This is a genomic window from Lapidilactobacillus concavus DSM 17758 (genome assembly GCF_001435835.1).
In the GTDB taxonomy this organism is placed as follows: Bacteria; Bacillota; Bacilli; order Lactobacillales; family Lactobacillaceae; genus Lapidilactobacillus; species Lapidilactobacillus concavus.
Genome location: NZ_AZFX01000060.1, coordinates 8,677 through 30,472, shown reverse-complemented (window position 1 = coordinate 30,472; position 21,796 = coordinate 8,677). Strand labels below are relative to the sequence as shown.

Genomic DNA, 21,796 nt, shown 5'->3' with positions numbered 1-21,796 from the left:
GCAGTCTGCGCTTAACAACGATTTCTAAACGATTCGTAAACGAATCATTCAGAAATCATCGTTAATGCTCAACTGCTAACCGCCTTGCCTCACGCTCTCGCGGTCTAACAAAACTTTCACAGCATCACAACCATTTTCCTTCGCAACTTCTAGTTTAGTTTGAACCATTGAATAACAGATTCAGTAATCTATGCTAATTTCTACTTCTTAATTTCAAAACCACAGTTCTTCCTTCACATCTGAGTCAGGGAACGGAGTGGAAAGTTGTTGACGTGCTGTGAAATGCAGTTGTTTGCGAAAGCATGCTTTCGCAAACTTACTGCAGGGTCGTATTTGAGCTTCTGCGCTGCAGAATCTCAAATCGAAGGCGGAAGATTTATTCGCCGAGTGCGAAGCACGAGCCGAATAAACCTGCAGCCGGCCCCATAGCGAAGGCAACAACTTTCCACGCAGAGGACTGACGGGTCTGAAAGCAAACAAGCAAATCAAAAAAAAAAGACACCCAAAGTTCGGACGTCTCATCATACATAGATTAACTAATTACCATATTCACCCTTGATCACGAAATACGAACCGCGAATCGTGCCCGCCAATTTCGCTTTTTGATGGGCAAATTTGAATTTCCCCTCTAACTCAGCAGGAATTGGCATCCCTTTAGACAACTTGAACCCAACGGCACGTTTTCCACCGTCCTCCAAGGCGTACATCACGTTTAAAATTGAGCCATCTTCATAGATGACATAAGCAAACTCGATGTTATCAACTTGAAAATGGGAAGTCTCTAGTGGTTTTGCAGAAAGTGCGAGATCTCGTTCTTGCTTCAATAGGGCATTGACGAAATCAATCACATCTTGACTTTCACTGGCAGGGACAACGGTGAATTCGTGCTTGTATTGTTCATGAAATAGCGGGCTTCATTGGCGCGTAAACCGGCTAGACTTTCAGCGACTGGCGAACTTTCGAGGCCTTCAGTAGAAACTTATTTAAAATTAACGACTTGGGACATGAGAACACTCCTTTTCGACAAGCAATTCGGTTAAGACCAGTGTCAGTTTAAACGGGGATAACCTAGATGTCAATTTATCAGATTAATAAATTTCAGCGACCTGATTTTGAGCAACTTCGTGTGCTAGGAAGCCGTCATAATCCATGTCAGCACGATCAACAATTCCTTTAGGTCCCACTTCAATGATGTGGTTGGCGATGGTCTGAATAAATTGATGATCATGACTCGTAAAGATGATTGAACCTGGGAATCCAATCAACGCGTCGTTTAAGCTGGTAATGCTTTCCAAATCGAGATGGTTGGTTGGGTCATCGAGTTGTAAGACGTTAGCTTTACTCAACATCAACTTAGAGAGGTAGCTACGAACTTTCTCACCACCAGAAAGGACATTGACAGGTTTTAAGACTTCGTCGCCACTGAAGAGCATTTGCCCCAAGAATCCACGCAAGAAGGTATTGTCACTTTCTTCCTTGCTGGCGAATTGACGCAGCCATTCTAGAATGCTTAAATCTGAATCGCCAAAAATCGGGGTCAAATCTTTTGGCATGTAGGCAGGATTCGTTGTGACACCCCACGTGACAGTGCCTGTGTCGGGTTTAACTTCACCGGCAATGATTTGCATCAAGAGACTTGTCGTGACGTCTGAGCGAGAAATTAACGCGGTTTTATCACCGGGGGTCACGGTAAAGCTGACGTTATCGAGCAGTTTCTTACCATCGACGGTTTTGCTGACGTTGTCGACCCGTAATAAATCCTTGCCTAATTCGCGTTCAGGTGTGAATTTGATGAACGGATATTTCCGTGAGCTAGGCTTGATGTCATCCAGCGTGATCTTTTCAAGTTGTTTCTTACGTGAGGTTGCTTGCTTAGATTTTGACGCGTTAGCAGAAAAGCGAGCAACGAATTCTTGCAGTTGTTTGATCTGCTCTTCTTTTTTAGCATTCGCCTGAGAACGCAATTGTTGGGCGAGCTGGGAACTCTGGATCCAGAAGTCATAATTGCCGACGAAGAGCTCGATAGCACCAAAGTCGACGTCGCAAATGTGTGTGCAGACCGCATTAAGGAAGTGGCGGTCATGACTGACGACGAGCACGGTGTTTTCATAATCAGCTAGGAAATCTTCGAGCCACTTGATTGTCATTGGATCCAGACCATTGGTAGGCTCATCAAGCAAGAGCACATCTGGCTTACCGAATAAGGCTTGCGCGAGCAGAACCTTGATCTTATCGCGTTCTGGTAAGTCCTTCATCAAGCTTTCGTGAGCCGATTCAGGAATGCCTAAGGATTGGAGCAGTTGGCTGGCATCACTCTCAGCACTCCAGCCGTCCATCTCGGCAAATTCGCTCTCTAACTCGGCGGCTTTGATTCCGTCTGCCTCAGAAAAATCGGCTTTAGCATAGAGGGCATCTTTTTCTGCCATAATGGCGTATAACCGTTCGTGACCTTGCAAGACAGTGTTGATGACCGTCTGATCGTCGAAAGCATAGTGGTCCTGCTTCAGACTGCTCATTCGTTCATTCGGTCCCATCGAGACTTGTCCAGTCGTCGGGGCTAATTTGCCTTCGAGAATTTTAAGAAAAGTGGACTTACCCGCACCATTTGCACCAATAATACCGTAGCAATTCTCCGGTGTGAACTTCAGATTGACGTCTTCATAAAGCTTGTGATCGCCGAAAACCATGGAAACATTATTAACCGTTAACAATTCGATACCTCATTCTAAATTATAGTTGAACGCAAATTGCGTGATTGCAGCGTGTCAAGACTGACCGCCGATATTCTACAGATAGTGTTAAGTTTAGCAGATGACGCTCAATTCACCAAGCTAAATGATGTCAAAAGTGGATTTCTATCAAAAAAGCAGCGACGCCTATCACTTTTTGACCGCGAGAGGTCAAAAGTTGACGTTTTTTGATAACGCTTTCGGCATACAAACCATAACTTTATTCGTTATAATAATCTCGTAAAATAAATTAGGGGGTGACGATCTCAACATGAAATCTATTGTGGTCGTTATTCAGGAGAAGCTTGAATAACGAACTGTATTTTTAGGTTTTACGTTTTCAACTAGATGGACATGCTAAACGTGAACATCTAGACCTATTACTTTATTCACACGATAACGTTGGTTATCATTTTGCGAGCCGCTCACTCGCACATAAACTAGGGGGGAGCATATTATGAAAAAGAATTTAGTATTTGCTGCATTAGTTTCTGCACTTGTTTTAGGTGGTAGCATTGGTAGCGCGACTGTCAATGCCGCTGTTGATGGCGTACCATCAACAGCCAAAACTCAAGGAATTATTAATTTTAGTTTACCGACGGATGCGGTTGATCCATTAGATCCAACGACACCATTGAATCCAGACGGGACACAGAATAAGAATCCCAATGATGATATGAATAAGCCAACTGGTAATACCGGGGCTTTAACTCTCGATACAGCACCATACCTGTCATTTGGACAGCACGTGATTGGGGAACAGGCTGGATCAACTTACACACTTGATAGTACGGCTAATCCGCATCCTTATCTGCAAGTTTCAGACCGCCGTGGTGTAAATGCTGACAATAAAGCACAGGGTTGGACAGTGACCGTCGCAGTCACAGACTTCAGTAATGGGTCACAGAGTTTAGCAGGGACTAAATTGAGCTTTGCTACTGGGACCGTTAAAGCAGGTTCAGAAAGTGCCTCAACACAATCCGCACCAACTTCATTAGCTGTTAATGGTTTAAGCTCAGCTTCCAGTGCAACAGCAATCTTCGGTGCAAGTGTTGGATAAGGTATCGGCACTTGGCTTGATGTCTATGCACCAGCAAACGTTAGCTTGTCCGTTCCAACACCTGCTGTTGGTGATTTTACGGCAGACTTGACCTGGTCACTTAATGCAACTCCACAAGCATAATTATTCAAAGCAAGGAGGGCCAAGCTGGCTCTCCTTGTTTTTTATCAGATTTAGGGGGAGCTTCATGAGAATAATTAAGCTTTTTTTAATCGGACTCGTTGCATTCGTTGGTTTAATGGTTGTTGCGGTACAATCTCAACCAGTTGCCGCAGCGGCACAAACTGGAGACTTTTCAGTTAAAGCCGTTCTACCAACTAATCAACTCGGCTCGTCATTGGGATACTTTAATCTATTAGGCAGATTGCAAGAAATAACTTGAAAGAATTTAATGACGTAAATTAAGCAAGAAGATCTCGATTGGTGTATGCCAATTAAGACATTTAAGTGGCCGTGAATTCAAATACCAATTAATTTGAACCAATTGGTGATCACTTAGTTCTTCAATGGCTTGGCCTTTGGGAGTAAAGCGCCGCAAAACTCGGTTACGGTTCTCATTACTGCCTCTTTCATGCGGTGAATAGGCATGGGCAAAATAAACCTGTGTACCAGTTCGCCGTTCAATTGTCTGATAGTTAGCGAACTCTTTACCATGATCTACGGTAAGCGTCTTGAGCTTGTCTTGAAGTTGACTAGCTAGTTCAAGTACGGCTTGAGTCATGGACTGACTGTCGCGACCATGGAGCCGTTTAACAATTGTCAGGCGACTCTTACGCTCCACAAAAGTAGCCACAGCTTGACCTTTACGTTTACCAGAAAGTACGGTATCAGCTTCAAAGTGGCCGAATTCCTGGCGAGTTTCGACTTTATGAGGACGCTCCTTAATGGAGCGTCCGTGATTGAACGTACCACGCTTTTCTTTAGCACGATGACGACGAATTCCATGATCAGGCAAATCGGGCAACTGTATATCAAGCCATCCTTGATAAATCCAGTTATAGACCGTCTTGTAGGCAATCCCCACCACATGGGCAACTTGTTCAGGGGACCACTTCTGGACTTGAATCTTTTCCTCGATCAAGTATTTAAGGTTTTTAGTGAGCGAAGACTTCCGCCCCGTTGACTAACCTTTCGTTCAAAGTCAGTTTGCGCTAGCCCAGCCTGGTACTCACTATTTAGCTGGTGAAGTTCGTTAAAGATGGTGGTCTTACTAAAGCCTAAGTAGTTAGCGATGTATCGCAAGGAACGTCCTTCATTATGAAGCGTTTCAATGACAACACGGTTCTGGAATGATAAAATAGTGGTGCTCATCAAGGTCCTTCTTTCTAATGGATTGTGTGGTAACACCATTAAAGACCTTGATGGGTTTTTCTGTTCACTTAAATGTTCAACTTAAATTTTACAATCTGCCATGGTGTATTAAACGATTGCGTACGGAAATGTTACAAGATGGTTTGGCCTGGACGGCAGCCGAATCGAAAATGCTGCTACTAATGTTACTCGGAAATTATTGCTTCAACGTTAACAGTGAGTTGACGTCGGAAGTGGTTACTTTTGCTGGCGAACACGATGAGTGCGTTAATCAGCTGAATCGAGAAATTGGTGGCCGTTTAGAACAAGCTTACGGTGATTTTGATGTTAAAAACCATCTTATTCACCGCATTGGCTTATCACTGACTAGGACACATTTCTGCTTGGTCTATTTCCGTGACTCCTTCAGCGTTTATCAGCTGGATCAATTCGCACAACGGTTTAACGAACAATTATGGCAAGCAGACCATGAATTCTTGCCCGATCAAAAGTTTAATCAGTTTTGTGGCGCGTTAGTCGTGCGGGCGTTTCAATTGTTAGGGCTAGAACGCGATGGCAACGAAACTGTCTGGAATGAGTTGATGGGCCGTTATGCCGTGGTGATGCACTTACTCTATCAAAGCCTGGATGTTCACTTGAGAATCGCCTGCGATTTTTCATTCGAAGATTTCATGGCACAAGTCGTTATCGAAGATGTTAAACGGCATCTCGACAACACCTTTCCTTACGAAATCAGTGTCTATGATCGCGATGAAGATTGCGACGTAATCGTGACGAATCAACGGCTCGAGCCCGAGGAGTCAGAGAGGACGCCCACGTTCGTTTTCTTTGGCATCGAATTTGAATTTGATTACCCAGCATTGAATGCGTTTTTGAAAGCCACTTATCTGAAGAAAGTTGCAAGTGTCCAACCAAAGTTTGAATAAAGGCTTGACGCGTTGTTGACTGTCGAAGTTGCTGCGGAACGTGCAGCCCGAAGTTGCTACGGAAAATGGTTATTCTTGCTGTGGTATGCGTTGAACCGAAGTTTCTGCAGACAATGGGCATGCTAGCCTGTGGGGCCGGCTGCAGCTCTTTTTGAAACGCGTTACGCAAGGCAGCAGTCTGCGCTTAACAACAATTTCTAAACGATTCGTAAACGAATCATTCAGAAATTATCGTTAATGCTCAACTGCAAACCGCCTTGCTTCACGCTCTTGTCGCTAACACCACTGTCACTGCAATCATGCTCATTGTCTTCCGCAACTTCTAGTTTGGTCGGTAACTATAGACAATTGGGCAAGATTTGCGGGCCGCCTATTTCGTCGAACGAAAAATAATGATCACACTTTAAAATCGTGATTGCGTCAAATAGCAAAATTTAGATACGATAAATATTCAAATTCACGCCAAAAACTTGCTTATTTCGCTTGAAATGTGCAAGTATTTTGGCGTGAATATTTGTATTAGTCGTATGTCTAGAATGACAAATTGAGGAAATCGAATTTTTTCTTTGTACTTTATTTTTTGCCTCTATTTACCGAAGTTGCTACGGAAGATGGTCGTTCTTGCTGTGGGGCCGGCTTCCGCCTTTTTGTCGCGCGCTTCGCTTGCGGTAAAAATGGCTCCAGCCTAAAATTGGAACACGTTTGCGAAGGCTAATGTTTAAGGCGGAAGATTTATTCGCCGAGTGCGAAGCACGATCCGAATAAATCTGCAGCCGGCCCCACAGCGAAGACAACAACTTTCCACGCAGTGGACTGACGGGTCTGAAGAGCAGACAGAAGCCACTATAAATTAATGGCTTCGCCACCAGTCACACCATAAATCTGCGCAGTGACATAGCTAGCTTCATTCGAAGCCAAGAACACATAAACTGGTGCAAGCTCGGCGGGTTGTCCGGCGCGACCAAGTAGCGATTCCTGACCAAATTCTGGCAAAGCACCAGGCTGTTGACCGTGGTCCAATTGGAGCGGCGTCCAGATTGGTCCTGGTGCAACACCATTAACGCGGATACCTTTTTCGGCAAGCTGTTTCGCCAGCCCGACGGTGAAATTGGCGATAGCGGCCTTGGTCGCAGCATAATCTAGCAAATGGGCGCTAGGATCGAAAGCCTGTACAGAAGTGGTTGTCAGAATGGCACTTCCGGGTTGAAGGCGTGGCAGTGCGGCCTGAACAAGTGCGAACATCGATAGGATATTGACCTTAAACGTATCGTGGATTTGGACGAGCGGCGTGTCTGCTAGTGAAACCTCGGAGATTTGTTGCGCGGCGTTGAGTACGAGGGTATCCAGACCACCGAGGCCAGTCAAAGTCTGCGAAATAATTTCTTTTGGTGCCGCGGCATCTCGCAAATCAAACGGGAGCAAAATGACACGCCGACCTGCATCTTCAATTAATGCGGCAACCTCTTGCGCGTCCGCTTCTTCACCCGGGAAAAACTGCAGGGCAATATCAGCCCCTTCTCGCGCGAACGCAATGGCAACAGCACGGCCAATCCCGGAATCGCCACCGGTAATTAGCACGCGTCGATTGAGCAGTCGGTCGTGACCCCGATAACTCTCTTCACCACAATCTGGTTTAGGCTGCATCTTTTGTTGTAAGGCAGGGGTGTCCTGTTCCTGCTGTGGAAATTTGTCGTTGTGATACAACGTCCGTGGATCGATCAAGTTTGGTTCAGTCATAATTTTCCTCCTCTGATTGTCCGGTGATGTTGTGAATCTAAGGTCATTATATCTAACCGCCTGAAAACAAGTCACGAAATTCGCACCGATACCTTTGGCGTGCAACTGTTTTGTGGCTGACTCGAATGGCGATTGACGAATGCCGAAAAGATCATTAGAATACGCGTAAGCACTAGTCACCAAAAAGTTATTTTGGGTGTTTAAAATCCGCAATTCATTTCATCGCAAAGGGATTTTTGATTTGGATCATAAACTTGATGCATTAACTGCATTCAAAGAAACATTGCCGACTGCTTTCGGCTATATCGGGTTAGGCTTGACTTTTGGAATTGTTGGGCGCGACACGGGCTTCAGTCCACTAATCGTCTTATTGATGTCGATCATTATTTATGCTGGATCGGCCCAATTTGTGACGGTTTCAATGTTGGCTGTTGGCAGCCCAATCTTGTCGATTGTTTTCGCGACTTTTCTGGTCAATGCCAGAATGATTTTATTGAGCACGACCTTAGCCCCATACTTTAAGAAAGAACGCTTAGCCAAAAACGTTTTGATCGGCACGTTATTAACTGACGAAAGCTTCGTGTTAGGCATGAACAAACTGAATTTCACCGGGCATCAACTCAATTTTGCCTGGTTTAACACGGCCAATGTGTTGGCTTATTTAACTTGGATGATTTCCTCGTGGATTGGGGCGTTGTTAGGTAACTTCATTCCAGATCCGCAAAAGTTTGGCTTGGATTTCGCGATTGTGGCAATGTTTATTGGCTTGCTATATTTACAAATTGCAAGCGATCGGTCGTACCACCTTTGCTGCAAATTCTGATGGTGCTCATCACACTGGCGCTTTTTTACGTTGGTGCAATTTTTTATTCCGAGTCAAATCTTAGTGTTAGTTGTGATCATTGTGGGTTGTGGTCTAGGGGTGGTGATTAAGCAGGCCTTCTTTTAAATTCGTTTTACTCACCATCGTCGGCTGTGGCGTAGTGACCTGGTTATCTCGTATTTTGCCTTTTGTCTTATTGAAGCGATTCAGCCTTTCAAAAGCAGTCATCGAATATTTGAGCTTCGTTCCAGTCGTGATCATGTCGGCACTGTGGTTCAGTAATTTATTCACCCCTCATTTGGGCCAATTGCCCACATTGAACGTCAATAATTTGTTGGCGTCATTGCCAACGGTGCTGGCTGCGATTATCTCGAAGAATTTACTGGTTATCGTCCTGGTCGGATTGCTTTCACTGGCAGGATTACGATTGCTCGGCTGGTAAAAAATGAAGCAATCGTTCGACAACATGAGATGGATTAATTGAATGAATTCGTTAGAAGTGGTCTGAGATGATCACTCTTTTTTTGTCCTTTTTTCAAGATAACACGTCAAATCTTCAAATATTATTGGATTTTTATTCAGAAGTTTACCCATAAATAGTCGTGAATGACGTCTAAACTTAGAACCATCAAATTGAACAAAGCTTTATCCAAAAGACTAGGATGGGGTAAATAGCCATGATAAAGATGAATATTAAGTTGATAAAGATGAATGGAGTGGTTTTAAATGGAAAATACAGTGACAGCTTTATCTGATCAACCTAAACCGACCATGATTTTAAAAAGAAAGCACCTAAAATTTAACCGTCATCAAATTTTACCTTGGGTAATTCCTATCACCTTAGTTTTGGTCTAACAGGCGGCTAGTAGCTTCGGCATCTTGTCGAGCAACACCTTACCGGCGCCATTAGCCGTACTTCAGGATGCTATTAAGCTAACTCAAGATGGGACACTACCCAGAAATATTAGTATCAGCCTGTATCGTGCGACTATTGGCTTTTTAGTTGGGGGTAGTCTGGGATTCATACTTGGATTTCTCAATGGCAGTTCGCGTTGGCGTCGGGAATTATTGGACAGTTCGATTCAAATGTTTCGAAATGTGCCCCATCTTTCTTTAATTCCTTTAGTGATTATTGCGTTAGGAATTGGGGAGTGGGCCAAGATTTCGCTCGTTGCGGTTGGAGTTCTGTTTCCGGTTTATATTAATACGTATCATGGCATCCGATCCGTAGACCCAGAACTGGTTGAGATGGGACGATCTTATGGGTTGAGTAAGCGAGAGTTGTTCGCCAAAATCATTTTTCCCGGGGCCTTGCCGACCATCTTGATGGGCGTGCGTTATGCATTGGGCGTGATGTGGACCACTCTAATTGTCGCCGAAACGATTGCCTCAGATTCCGGTATCGGTTATATGTCAACGAACGCTGAAGATTTTATGGACATGAAGACGATCATTTGCTGCATCGTCATTTACGCGTTGTTGGGGAAATTATCTGATCTGATTGCTAAAAACATCGAGCGTCTCGTGTTGACATGGCAAACTGCGAAAGGAGTTGTACAACATGATTGATTCAATAGATTCAAAGTCAGCATCGTTTGAGTCAACTCACAAAAACGAAACTGCGGTAATGACTCCAAGTAATCTTGAGTCGATCACATTACTGACTGCCAGAAACTTGGGTAAACGTTATGGTCATCAAATTGCGCTACAAAATGTGAATCTTGAAATTCAACGCGGTCAATTTGTTGCATTAGTAGGGATGAGTGGCGGCGGTAAAAGTACGTTATTACGATTAATTGCCGGTTTAGAAACACCAACTACCGGCGAACTTGATTTTAATGTCGAACGACCGATTATTCGAGTCATGTTTCAGAATGACCGACTTTTGCCATGGTTAGACGTCATGGCGAACGTGACGTTTCGTCGACATCAAGCAGATGTGCAAACGCGTGCGGCAAAACTCCTCACATTAGTCGGCCTGTCAGACTTTGCAAGTCGGTATCCTGCCGAATTATCAGGTGGTCAAAAGCAGCGTGTAGCGCTTGCAAGAGCGTTAATGGCAGAACCGCAACTCTTACTGCTTGATGAACCTTTAGGTGCTTTAGATGCGCTGACTAGACGTAAAATGCAGGACCTGATTCTTCAGGTCTGTCGTGAGCAAAATCTGACAACAATTTTGGTCACTCACGATGTTGAAGAGGCAGCACGAATGTCAGATCGAATTATCGTCATGAAACAGCAGACCAACTTATATGAAGCAGCCGGTTTTGATCGACGGGATCCTGCAACCGTTGGAATCGTAGCGGATCGCGTCTTACGTGAAATCATGGATGAGGCCGACCAGAAGCAAACACGCTCGACGAATGAAGATTGACGTTGAGTTGAGACTAAAAAATTGTGAAGAAGGTTAGATGATGACAGACACACTCACTTAGACTGAACCAATCATGCGTACAGCAACATCAGTGTTGGCAACAGCGAACCAGTCGAGCATGGCCAAAATTAGTAAACACAAGCGACCGTATCTTCATGAAGTGGATCTGATGCGCAATATTTTTATCTTTGGCGTGTTAATGAATCACACGACTTCCGCCTTTGCACAAAACATGAGAGCAGGTTCTTGGAGCCAATTGTTTCTGCATACGAGTCACTTGATGCTGCATTTTACACGAATGGGTTTTATGTTTATGACCGGCTTAGTTCTTTTCTTGAATTATTACCACTGTGAACAGCCAAATTGGTGGCAATTTTGGAAAAAACGGTATACAAGCGTTGGCATTCCATATTTGGCCTGGAATATCTTGTTACTGGCTTTGACTGATTTTTTCGCGGAGACACTTTTTAGTGGTGGTCACTACTGGCAGAACTTACTCACTAATATTAGTCATGGTAGCAGTTTTTATTTATATTATGTGTTCGTAATTTTCCAGCTCTATTTGATTTTTCCAGTATTAGTGAAAATTTTTCGACGATTTGAACGCCATCATTTGTTGATTCTAGCCATTAGTTTACTGGTTCAGTTTGGATTGCTGGTGGGAATCAAATATGGTCTGCCCCATCTAGATCGAAGCGATTGGCCATATTGGTTCAGGGCATATGGCATGAACATTTTTGTTTATCAAGCCTACTTCGTGGTCGGCGCTTATGCCGCGATTCATTATGCAGAAGTGGTGAGATTTTTAAAAAAATGGGCCAAACAAATTCGGTGGATGGCAGCCGGGTTGGCATTGGGTACGGTAGGATTATATTTCTTCAACCAAAATGTTCTTAAATTAAGTTTTGCAAGTACAGAGATTGTCCATCAACCCTATTTGATGATTTATGCTTTGACGATGATTGGCGTAGTTTTCTTAATTGGTTTAAGCTACGCGGCGCGCCGAGAAACGCAATTAAATCCGGCAATTGATCGGTTGATCAAATTGGGCTCGAAAATATCGTTTGGTATTTATCTTTCTCAGACGATTCCATTGATGTTACTTCGTGGTATTCTCGGTCAGCTGAATCAGTTACCAGCTTGGGTTTTATTGTTGCTGTTTCCGATTGGATATGCCTTCGTTCTTGGGGACTCGTTCTTAATTTCATGGGGTTGTTACCAGATCTGGCCTTTAGGCGTTCTGATTGGGCGACCACAACCAGCGCGTTTGAAGCCAAGAATCAAACGCCATTTATTCAAAGAAGCCACACGCATTTCGTGACTAATTTTTTCACAGAATGACGTGATTAAAAATGACATTATCAATGATCAAAAATACGAATAATTAGAAAAGGGGATTCAGTATGACCAAATTAACAACTGCTTTAAGTGAAAAACTCGTAGAAGATTGGGAATTGCCACTCATCAAATCAGTTGAGAGTGATAACTGGGTGACTCGACATGAATTTCATCGCGATGTCACGCAATTACTCACCTTACTTCAAGCAACAAAGATTGGTTATCAAGATCAAGTTTTGATTTGTTTAGATAATTCGGTTGCTTATCCAGAATTGATGCAGGCGTTTTGGCGCCTCGGCGCTGCCGTGCACCCTGTCTCTGCAACCACACCATTAGATCAACTGATTGTGGAATGGCAGGCACAAAACTACGTGGCGATTATCACCACGCATTCGTTGGCTGAATCGATTGCCACAATGTTGCCATTGCGGACCGTTGACTTAAACTTGATCAGTGCGGCTGGATTATCGTTAGTCGTTGACACCCATCAAACAGCGGCTCGGTCTAGCTCGCCTACAGGCACAATTCGCGAGCAAGATTTGGTATTGATTTTGAATACGTCTGGTACGACCGGTAAGCCGAAACGTGTTGGTTTGACTCACGAATTGTTGTACAACGCAGCAGTAGCCGACATGGAAAGTCAGGCGATGACCGCCACAGATACCACTTTGATCACGATGCCAATGTTTCATATTAATGCGCAAGTCATGTCGGTTCTTGCGATGCGTTTAGCAGGTGGTCGAATCGTGGTGGCACCGAAGTTTAGTGCGAGCCATTTCTGGCAACAAGTGGCTGACAACCAGGTGACGTGGTCCTCAGTTGTTCCGACAATTATCACGATTTTGCTGCTGAATCAAGAAGCTAATCGACAATATTTGCAGCATTAGGACCGATTAAAGTTACGCTTTGTGCGAAGTTCATCTTTTGCTTTACCAGAGGATAAGTTCCGAGCCTTTGAACGTCGATTTCACACACAGATTTTAGAAGGTTATGGGATGACGGAGACGGCGAGCCAGTGCACTATTAATCTGTTCACTGCAGCCAAGATTGGTTCGCTGGGCGACCATACCAAACCGAGCTCGCTTTTTTGGTAGATGGGAAATTGACTCAGATGCCAAATCGCATCGGTGAAATTGCCGTACGTGGGAACCATGTGATTTCGGATTATCTTGATACTCATCAAGAACCGTTTCATGAAGGTTGGTTTATGACAGGTGACCTTGGTTATTTTGATGAAGACAGCTATTTATTTATTAAAGGTCGTCTCAAAGAAATGATTAGTCGTGGGGGTGAGAAGGTTGCCTCAGCTGAAGTAGAAAATGTCTTGAACCAATTAGATTTTGTCGGTCAAGTTGCCGTGATCGGTTTGCCAGATGAGATATATGGCGAGTCAGTGACAGCAGTCATCATTCCTAACAAGGGCCGAACGCATAATTTTGAATTTGAACGCGAGCAATTGCATGTGTTTGCCGCCAAAAAATTAGCGAAGTTTCAGCAGCTGACCCAAGTGTATTTCGTATCGGAATTTCTGCTGAATGCCACCGGCAAAGTGATTCGCTCAAAATTACGTGAACAACTGATGCAGCAAGCCAGTGGTGAAGCACGATGAAACAGAAATGGCGCAAACTCAGCCTAGGGTTATTATTGCTCGCTTGGACCATCGTTGCCTTCTTCGGATATCGAGAGGTGAATGGCGAAAAAACATCGTTAACCACTATCACACTCGGCTACCAGAAGGCAGATCCGTTTGACATTGCCCGTCAACGTGGTGTGTTTGCTAAACAGATGATGGCAAAAGGCTACAAAATTGTCTGGAAAGAGTTTCTAAATGGAACCGTCGAATTACAAGCGCTGAAATCTGGTAGTATCGATTACGCCCGACTCGGTGACACACCCGGTGTGGTTAATCTCGCTGCCGGAGCCGACTTCGTATTTGTAGCCGCTGGTTCGACTAAATCGAATGGCTCTGGTGTTTTAGTTAAAAAGGCATCGTCAATCAAATCTATCCAGGACTTAAAAGGCAAGCGTGTTGCCTATACGAAGGGGACGAGTTCGAACTATCTTTTACTTAGCGCGTTAAAAAAAGCTGGAATGAAATCGAGTGATATTACTTGGGTCAACCTTGATAACGCCGCGGCTAGCGTGGCATTTAATAAAGGTAAAGTGGATGCTTGGGCGACTTGGGATCCGATGGCCTCAACCGCCGAGCTGACCCAAAATGCAACCTTGTTGATCACCGGCAATCATGGTATTTCGAATAATCGTGACTATGTGTTGTCGACGCGTGATTTCGCAAATAATAACCAGGAAGTTTCTGCATTATTGATTAAGTATTTACAGGATGACATGGCTTGGGCCAATCAATACCAAACGAAACTCGTCAAGATGTTGAGCAAGTCGTTGAATTTGTCTAAGAAGATTGTCACACGGATGGTCGAGCGCCGTACTTATGCAATGACTGCAATGAATCAGACAACAATCAAGGAAGAACAAGCGGTTGCTGATTTGTTTTATGAAGAAGGCTTGATCAAGAAACAGGTCACGATCAAGAACGCCATTGCAAAAATTGGAAATTAAAAGCAACGCAGTGAATGAGATGATTGGGTGACACGAGGTTGACCACAACCAACGTGCTGTCCAATCATTTTTTGGTTGCAAAGCAGTGTGAAGCCTTCGTTTATGTTAAAATCAAGTTAGTTAATACGAACGGAGGTTTCGTGATGAGCAAGAAAATTGGAATTGTTTATGCCAGCATGTCTGGTCGCAATCAACGAGTTGCCGAATATCTGCAGGCACAACTTGCAAAGATGGGTCAGCCAGCGACATTGGATGAGATCTCCCAATTTGATTCGCAGAAGTTGCTTGAAGATGATGCGTTTATCGTCGTCAGTTACACCTATCATGATGGACAAGTCCCTGACGAAGCATTGGATTTCTTTGATGATTTACAAACACTCGATCTCACGGGCAAGGTCTATGCGTTGGCGGGCTCGAGTTCAATCGAACACGAGCATTTTGGCCGCGCCTTGGATTACCTGGATCAGCAATTAGCACATTTAGGTGCGTTGCGAGCAACGGCTGTTTTGAAAATCAATTTAGATGCTGATCGCGCCGATCTCGCTCGTTTGGATGCTTTTTGTCGCCAATTGATCGATTTCATGGCGTTTCAACAACAACAATTAGTTTAGAAAAAGTAGGTCATAAATTTGGTAGTTTCAAAAATTAACGAAGTGCGTGATCAACTTCATCGGCTTTATCAATCGTTCGAAATGGGTGAGGCGTTTGACACGTTACCCGATCAGATGACGGATCTCAAGTTAAGTCTGGTCTATGCGGCGCGTCGAACCAAAGTCGTGCCAAGAACCGAGGGCGCCGTCGAGGATCTACAAGCACTCTTGAAAAAAGTTTCAGTTGATTTAATCAATGATGAAAACGAAGATGAAAACAAGGTCGACGATGAGACTTTGATGCTACTCCTCAAAAATTCCGGCAGTCTGAATGAAGCCATTCGTGATCGTGGTATCTTTTTTGTGGTCAGTGGTCTGATGAATCGAGGATTATTGCAGGATGAGCAAATCTGGCCGGCCCTGCAGTATCTGACTTCTGACGAGGTGTTGTATGATCACATTCTCGAGCCTGAAAACGATGCGGTCTTTGGTCGCTCAATGGCCGTTTTATTGTGCTCGGTTTTTCTGGTTGCCGATCAGATTCACGGACGAGTTTTGACACGGGAACAATATTGGTCTGTCATTGAAAAAATTGCGTGCTACATCTTATTGGAACAAGATGCCCGTGGCTATGTGCCTAATTATGGTTGGGCACACGCCTTCACACACGTGGGAAATGTCTTGTCTGCGATGGCGGACAGTCAATTAACCCGCGCTCAGAAACTATTCTTTATGACCAGTGTGATGGTAGCTTACCAACAATCGACGCAATCATTCTCGTTTGGGGAGGATCAGCGCATCGCCAATGCCACCCTTGAAGTGGCGACGAAAGAACCTTTTTACGCGAAGTATTTAGTCCGGATTTTTCAAGTTTGGCCACAGCGCACACCCACTGATCCGCGAGTGAGTGGGGTTGATTTCTGGGTGAAGTGGTACAATCGCACGCATTACTTCTTGAACTTGATGGTGGTGCCCGACATTCCTCAAGTTCTGGTCGACTTTATTAAAAAACTGCCTGAATATTAGGCAAAGATTTTGGGTGACAATGTGATTAAAGCAGTAATTTTTGATATGGATGGGGTGCTGATCGATAGCGAACCCTATTATTTGCAACAGCGAATGGCTTATTTCAAGTTGATTGGCGTCGACGTCGATGATGATCGTTTGCAGGAGATGGTCGGTGGCAATATGAAAATCGTTCTACCACAACTCTTACCGGGGAAAACGGACGCCGCATATGCGCAATTACGGGTGGGCTATCGCTACTTCAAATCGCGGCATCCGCAAGACTTCCGACAGACGTTGATGGCGGATGCAAAATCGACAATCGAGGCACTACGTCAACAAGGCTATCTATTAGCATTAGCGAGTTCAAGTGAACGTCCGACAATTAATGAGATGTTAACGAACACGGGATTGAATGGTGACTTCGCGGTGATTTTGAGCGGGGCGGATTTTCCCAAGAGTAAGCCTGATCCTAGTATTTATTTGACCGCTCTGGCACAACTTAAGGTTCGGCCGGAAGAGGCGGTTGCCATCGAAGACTCGCAGATGGGAATCGAGGCGGCGCAAACAGCTGGCATCTATACTTATGCCGTTGCTGTTTCAGATCCACGCGTTGCCACGGATCAATCTGCTGCCGATGCGCATCTTGCTAATCTGAGTGCGCTCCTGCCAGCTTTGGCGCGGTGGAAGTAGGTGAATGCGATGACAGATGACAAAGCCTCAATCACCTTTCGCTTAGCCACAGAAGCAGACCTGCCCACGGTGATGACGATTGTTGCAGAGGCACGCCAGTTTTTGCATGACCGAGAGATTCCACAATGGCAGGGGCCATATCCGACCGAAGCAACATTCCTGGCTGATATTAAGCAGCGGGCACTTTGGGTCGCGGTGCGTGCGCAAAAAGTCGTGTTGATGATGACACTGTTGCACGGCCCAGATCCAAATTACAGTGACATTGATGGCGAATGGGTGCAGCCGACGTCTGAATATCTGGTGATGCATCGGATTGCAGTGACTCGTACAGTTGCCGGACAAGGTGTCGCTCAGGCTGCTTTTGCATTTGCGCTGCAACAGGCGCAGGTCTTGAAATTGGTATCTCTGCGATTTGACACCCACGAACTAAACACGGGGATGCGCCACTTAGCCTCTAAAAAAGATTTTACGTTCTGTGGCACGGTTTTGATGGCAGACGGTACGCCAAGAGTTGCCTATGAGAAACTTGTTTGAATGAAGTTTTAGATTGCAAACTTACAGAAGTCAAAAAAGCAACGCCAGTCAGAGTGGATTGATACTCTGATTGGCGTTGCTTTGTCTTTTTTTAAAACCTGAAGGATGACTTAATTATTTTTCGTTTGCTTGTCCTTAGCGAGTTGCTTGAAGTTCACAGGCTGATTATCTAGGTCAGTTCGAACGACTAAAATGTCACAGGTTGCATTGCGTGTGACGAATTCGGTAACAGAACCAAGCAACAAGCGCTCAACGGCATTTAAGCCGGTTGCGCCGATCATGATCAGATCGACATTCTCGCGTTTAGGGAAGTCACGTCCAAGAATCGTCTTCGGTGAACCATATTCGATATAATAATTAACATGTTGCAGACCAGCATCCTTGGCTGTTTGGATATAGGACGCCATACTGTTCTTCGCTGTTTCGGAAACTTCCTCAACCATTGCTGAATCAAAGCTTGAAACATTCTGGAACGCACGTGTATCGATGACATGAACTAATAATAATTCGGCTTGATTACGTAAAGCGACCGCAACTGCTTTTTTAAAGGCTAGCTCGGATTCTTGTGAGCCGTCGATTGCAACTTGAATCTTTTTATATTGTTGAAGCATAAATACCGCCCCTTTCGATTTCAACTTCATTTTACAGCATTGCCGTGGAAAAAGCATGAATTTAGCTATCTCGGTTGTAGACGCAATGCGAAAGTACTATTTAAAATTGATCGCAAGTGCGAATCCCGCAGTCACCATGCTGCCGACAATTAACGTGATCAGATTCATTTTTGCAGGGAGAAAGATTAGGATCAGGATTCCACCGAGGCAGGTGACTAACAATAGGATGCTAGTGATGATCATGCTGGCGCGCAGACGCGGTGTGGCAGCCGGGTTGAAGATGAGGAAGGACTTATTGAGATGCGTCAGTAAGTAGACGGCGAGAATAATTAGTAGTCCGATAAAAATGGCAACGGCAATGGGAACGATGATGTTCATGATGAGCTCCTTAATCATTATTAATCTGTCATGATTGACCAAAACAAAGGGGTCAGCGTCTAGGCTGACCCCCTACAAAGTATTTAACTTTGAGAAAATCTAGTGGTGCCGGTGGTAGATTCGTTTAGTTGAGCCCGCTAGTTGATAAGCAGGAGCCATGCAGCTGTTTGGTTCTGGTGAGTCGGATGACTCGCACACCGCGCAACAATCCATGGCCTAAATGTCAGATTACTTGATCGGTCAACATAAATTTGAATCAATCGAACACCTTAGAATTTCTATAATTAAGACTAACATTCTTACGCCTAAATTGCAATTAATAAAGCGCTTGCGAATCTGATGCCCACCGCACAATAACTGCAAAATCCCATCCTTGAGCAACGCTTTAAAGCACAAATCTTAATTTATTTTCGATTAGATTTTGAAGACTTTAACCCGTTTTGTTGGGCTTGTCGCAACTTGCGATACTGCTCAGAAAATGCCGTTTCGAATTTGCCGTTTTGCTTAGGTTGATAGTATTGTGCGTTTGCCACGATATCTGGCAAGTATTGTTGAGGTAGCCAATCATTCTGCGCATCATGTGGAAATTGATAATTGTCGCCGTGGTGTAACTCCTTAGCACCGGCATAATGGGCGTCTTGCAAATGTGCAGGAACACGGCCAGCCTTCCCGTTGTTGATGGCTTGGATCGCGGCATCAACGGCGCTGATCGCTGAATCAGATTTAGGCGAGAGACAGAGTTCAATCACCGCATTGGCTAATGGAATCCGTGCTTCTGGCAAACCCAATCTTTCGGCGGCTTGACACGCACTGACTGTTCTTGCGGCAGCGGCTGGGTTTGCAAGCCCAATATCTTCATATGCGATCACCATCAATCGCCGCATAATACTTGGTAAATCGCCCGCCACGATCAATTCGGCGAGATAGTGGAGTGCCGCGTCGGTATCACTCCCACGAATCGATTTTTGAAAAGCGGAGATCACATCGTAGTGCGCATCACCGTTTTTATCATGGGAGAAACTCTTCTTCTGAATCGAGTCTTCAATATCTTGCAAAGTCAGCTGAATCTTGTCATCGACACGCGGGGTGGAATTGGCAGCGAGCTCGAGGCCATTCAAGGCAGCACGCAGATCGCCGTTGGTTCGTTGAGACAAGAAATCTAGTGTCTCTTCGCTGATCTCGATAGGCAAATTGCCAAGACCATTTTCAGTATCCGCCAATGACCGTTTCAAGGCCGTTTTAATTTCCACAGGCTTCAGTGGGAAGACTTCGAAGATCTGAGTGCGGCTGCGAATAGCCGGGTTAATCGTCATATAAGGATTCTCGGTCGTTGCGCCAATCAGAATGATCCGACCGCTTTCGAGCAATGGCAGTAGAAAGTCTTGTTTGGTTTTATCGAGGCGATGAATCTCATCCAGTAACAAAATAACGGTGCCACTCATTCGAGCTTCTTCTGCGACCGCCTGCAAATCTTTCTTGGTGTTGGTTGCTGCATTCAATGTTCTAAACGCATACTTCGTACTTCCGGCAATCGCGCTAGCAATGCTCGTCTTGCCGATACCCGGAGGACCGTACAAGATCATCGATGACAGTTGTCTAGCCGCGACCATGCGAGCGATGATCTTGCCCGGAGCCACGAGGTGTTGCTGGCCAACGATTTCAGATAACTTTTGCGGACGCATCCGCCAAGCTAATGGTTGTACCAAAAATAAAATCTCCTTGAATTCGAGTCATTAAAATCAACTCACACGAAGTTAATGGAAAAGTTTCGAGAACCAGCCTTTTTTTTCAGGCTTCTTTTTACTAGTTTCTGTCGGATTCGATTGTGCGAGTGGATAAAGCTCGAGAATATTGATTGTCTCTTGATCAACAGCTTCACGTGACACGATTAAGAGCGCATAGCTGTCAGAATCGTCTGGTGTCTCGGGTTTATTGACAAGGGTAAAAGGAAAGCCTTTTTGAGCGAGCAGCTTGAGGTAAGGTCCCATCAACTGGTGGTCAATCTTACCGTTGACGAGCGCAGAACGATCCGTAAAGTCATCGAGATGCCGACTGAACAGATCAAACGTGCGTGAATTCTGGAGATCCTTCACCCGAATGGCTAACACAGTGCGCTCGCGTAAAGAGCCAAGAAAGCGCCGGCGTTGATCAGGTAACGTTTGCGGAGAGCCATACATTGCGTTGGTAAGACGATCGTTTACATCTTGTGGCGTTGCCATTTTTTCACCTCTGAGAATATGGTATGATTAGAATGATTCGTTAACGCTTACACCAATCTTGGTGTTTAACGTATTTTCAGTATAACATGTTTGAGAAGAGGACGGTTACGATGATTGATAGAAACAGTTTCAGTGTCTTCAATGACCCAACATTGCCAGGGCGCCTGAAGAAAATTCAAACCGATGTCGATCCAGATTTTGAAACGATGGGTCAAAATTTGATTGATTTATTACATCCACAATTAGATCAGAAAATGTATCTGCATGTGGCGAAACACTTGAGACGCCACAAGAATCCACCAGTCGATACCTGGTTCGCGCTTAGTGCGTCTCCACGCGGTTACAAAATGTTGCCACATTTTGAAGTTGGCATTTGGCCCGACACGTTATTTATTACTTTCGCGTGTTTATCGGAGATGACGAATCGAGAAGTGGTTGTCGATTGGTTGACTCAGCAAGATTGGCAGATCATTCCAGCCTTTCAGATTTCTATGGACCATACTAGTGCAGCGTCGGAAGTCTATTCTCAAGCAACGTGGGAAAAAGCGGTCGATCGTTATCGCAATGTTCAGAAGAGTGATTTCTTGCTGGGGACTTGGATCAAGCGTGATGACTCGCGGTTTGCGCAGCCTAAATTGATCGAGCAACTGATTTATAATCAGGTGATTGATCTCGCACCGGTTTACCAGGAAGTGGTTGGAGCTTTGAAGGCTGAAAAGTGATCTTCATTCAGACCTGGCAGTCCAATATCTGTTTGTCGAGTTGTCAGACCCGTCAGTCCACTGCGTGGAAAGTTGTTGCCTTCGCTATGGGGCCGGCTGCAGGTTTATTCGCCGGGTTGACATCTGCCTTCAGATCCATCAGTCCACTGCGTGGAAAGTTGTTGCCTTT

General features: G+C 44.8%; 18 protein-coding genes and 5 pseudogenes. 15 read left to right on the top strand and 8 right to left on the bottom strand.

What is annotated here, in order from left to right:
- Window positions 1-536: 536 nt before the first annotated feature.
- Both FC15_RS06100 and FC15_RS06095 read right to left on the bottom strand, forming a co-directional pair.
- Window positions 537-979 (bottom strand): annotated as a pseudogene (locus FC15_RS06100) (phage tail protein); the annotation flags it as partial.
- 109 nt (window positions 980-1,088) lie between these two features.
- On the bottom strand, window positions 1,089-2,711 hold the full coding sequence (locus tag FC15_RS06095; RefSeq protein WP_057824925.1) for an ABC-F family ATP-binding cassette domain-containing protein: 1,623 nt from the start codon (window positions 2,709-2,711) through the stop codon (window positions 1,089-1,091).
- Window positions 2,712-3,186: 475 nt separating this feature from the next.
- On the opposite strand from FC15_RS06095, the gene FC15_RS06090 reads away from it, so the two are divergent.
- Both FC15_RS06090 and FC15_RS06085 read left to right on the top strand, forming a co-directional pair.
- Window positions 3,187-3,789, top strand: coding sequence for a WxL domain-containing protein (locus tag FC15_RS06090; RefSeq protein ID WP_235803351.1), 603 nt, complete (start codon window positions 3,187-3,189; stop codon window positions 3,787-3,789).
- A gap of 187 nt (window positions 3,790-3,976) precedes the next feature.
- Window positions 3,977-4,171: a hypothetical protein gene (locus tag FC15_RS06085; RefSeq protein WP_057824924.1), complete on the top strand. Its 195-nt coding sequence runs from the start codon at window positions 3,977-3,979 to the stop codon at window positions 4,169-4,171.
- 6 nt (window positions 4,172-4,177) lie between these two features.
- On the opposite strand, the pseudogene FC15_RS06080 reads toward FC15_RS06085, so the two are convergent.
- Window positions 4,178-5,100: pseudogene (locus FC15_RS06080) on the bottom strand (IS30 family transposase).
- 17 nt (window positions 5,101-5,117) lie between these two features.
- On the opposite strand from FC15_RS06080, the gene FC15_RS06075 reads away from it, so the two are divergent.
- On the top strand, window positions 5,118-6,026 hold the full coding sequence (locus FC15_RS06075) for a hypothetical protein (RefSeq protein ID WP_083479122.1): 909 nt from the start codon (window positions 5,118-5,120) through the stop codon (window positions 6,024-6,026).
- 843 nt (window positions 6,027-6,869) lie between these two features.
- On the opposite strand, the gene FC15_RS06070 is transcribed toward FC15_RS06075, so the two are convergent.
- On the bottom strand, window positions 6,870-7,763 hold the full coding sequence (locus FC15_RS06070; protein WP_057824921.1) for an SDR family oxidoreductase: 894 nt from the start codon (window positions 7,761-7,763) through the stop codon (window positions 6,870-6,872).
- Window positions 7,764-8,004: 241 nt separating this feature from the next.
- Here FC15_RS06070 and FC15_RS06065 point away from each other — a divergent pair.
- The 11 genes and pseudogenes from FC15_RS06065 (at window position 8,005) to FC15_RS06015 (ending at window position 17,697) form a co-directional block, all read left to right on the top strand.
- Window positions 8,005-8,712: pseudogene (locus FC15_RS06065) on the top strand (AzlC family ABC transporter permease).
- Window positions 8,713-8,728: 16 nt separating this feature from the next.
- Complete coding sequence (locus tag FC15_RS06060; RefSeq protein WP_057824919.1) at window positions 8,729-9,028, top strand: AzlD domain-containing protein; 300 nt, start codon at window positions 8,729-8,731, stop codon at window positions 9,026-9,028.
- Window positions 9,029-9,312: 284 nt separating this feature from the next.
- A pseudogene (locus tag FC15_RS06055) lies at window positions 9,313-10,155 on the top strand (ABC transporter permease subunit).
- 58 nt (window positions 10,156-10,213) lie between these two features.
- Window positions 10,214-10,960, top strand: coding sequence for an ABC transporter ATP-binding protein (locus tag FC15_RS06050; protein ID WP_057824954.1), 747 nt, complete (start codon window positions 10,214-10,216; stop codon window positions 10,958-10,960).
- A 73-nt stretch (window positions 10,961-11,033) separates the two neighbouring features.
- On the top strand, window positions 11,034-12,281 hold the full coding sequence (locus tag FC15_RS06045; RefSeq protein WP_083479121.1) for an acyltransferase: 1,248 nt from the start codon (window positions 11,034-11,036) through the stop codon (window positions 12,279-12,281).
- An 82-nt stretch (window positions 12,282-12,363) separates the two neighbouring features.
- A pseudogene (locus FC15_RS06040) lies at window positions 12,364-13,907 on the top strand (AMP-binding protein).
- Entirely contained in the window at window positions 13,904-14,875 is a 972-nt protein-coding gene (locus FC15_RS06035; RefSeq protein WP_057824914.1) for an aliphatic sulfonate ABC transporter substrate-binding protein, read from the top strand. Before FC15_RS06040 ends, FC15_RS06035 begins: the two are co-directional and overlap by 4 nt.
- Window positions 14,876-15,018: 143 nt before the next feature.
- Complete coding sequence (locus FC15_RS06030; RefSeq protein ID WP_057824953.1) at window positions 15,019-15,486, top strand: flavodoxin domain-containing protein; 468 nt, start codon at window positions 15,019-15,021, stop codon at window positions 15,484-15,486.
- 18 nt (window positions 15,487-15,504) lie between these two features.
- The gene (locus tag FC15_RS06025) at window positions 15,505-16,491 is read left to right on the top strand and encodes a DUF2785 domain-containing protein (RefSeq protein ID WP_057824912.1); all 987 of its coding nucleotides are present in this window, start codon (window positions 15,505-15,507) and stop codon (window positions 16,489-16,491) included.
- A gap of 21 nt (window positions 16,492-16,512) precedes the next feature.
- A complete protein-coding gene (locus FC15_RS06020) occupies window positions 16,513-17,163 on the top strand; it encodes an HAD family hydrolase (RefSeq protein WP_146979150.1) in 651 nt (216 codons plus the stop codon).
- A gap of 9 nt (window positions 17,164-17,172) precedes the next feature.
- On the top strand, window positions 17,173-17,697 hold the full coding sequence (locus tag FC15_RS06015; RefSeq protein WP_146979149.1) for a GNAT family N-acetyltransferase: 525 nt from the start codon (window positions 17,173-17,175) through the stop codon (window positions 17,695-17,697).
- Between the two features lie 110 nt (window positions 17,698-17,807).
- Here FC15_RS06015 and FC15_RS06010 read toward each other — a convergent pair whose 3' ends face one another.
- The 4 genes from FC15_RS06010 to FC15_RS05995 all read right to left on the bottom strand — a co-directional run bounded on the left by FC15_RS06010 (window position 17,808) and on the right by FC15_RS05995 (window position 20,905).
- Window positions 17,808-18,308: a universal stress protein gene (locus FC15_RS06010; protein ID WP_057824905.1), complete on the bottom strand. Its 501-nt coding sequence runs from the start codon at window positions 18,306-18,308 to the stop codon at window positions 17,808-17,810.
- 96 nt (window positions 18,309-18,404) lie between these two features.
- Window positions 18,405-18,686: a hypothetical protein gene (locus tag FC15_RS06005; RefSeq protein ID WP_057824903.1), complete on the bottom strand. Its 282-nt coding sequence runs from the start codon at window positions 18,684-18,686 to the stop codon at window positions 18,405-18,407.
- A gap of 404 nt (window positions 18,687-19,090) precedes the next feature.
- On the bottom strand, window positions 19,091-20,392 hold the full coding sequence (locus tag FC15_RS06000) for a replication-associated recombination protein A (RefSeq protein ID WP_057824902.1): 1,302 nt from the start codon (window positions 20,390-20,392) through the stop codon (window positions 19,091-19,093).
- A gap of 48 nt (window positions 20,393-20,440) precedes the next feature.
- A complete protein-coding gene (locus tag FC15_RS05995; RefSeq protein ID WP_057824900.1) occupies window positions 20,441-20,905 on the bottom strand; it encodes a YueI family protein in 465 nt (154 codons plus the stop codon).
- A gap of 110 nt (window positions 20,906-21,015) precedes the next feature.
- Between FC15_RS05995 and FC15_RS05990 the strand changes: the two genes are divergently transcribed.
- Window positions 21,016-21,627 (top strand): DUF1054 family protein, encoded by a 612-nt coding sequence (locus FC15_RS05990; RefSeq protein ID WP_057824898.1) that lies wholly within the window; start codon window positions 21,016-21,018, stop codon window positions 21,625-21,627.
- Window positions 21,628-21,796: the final 169 nt, after the last annotated feature.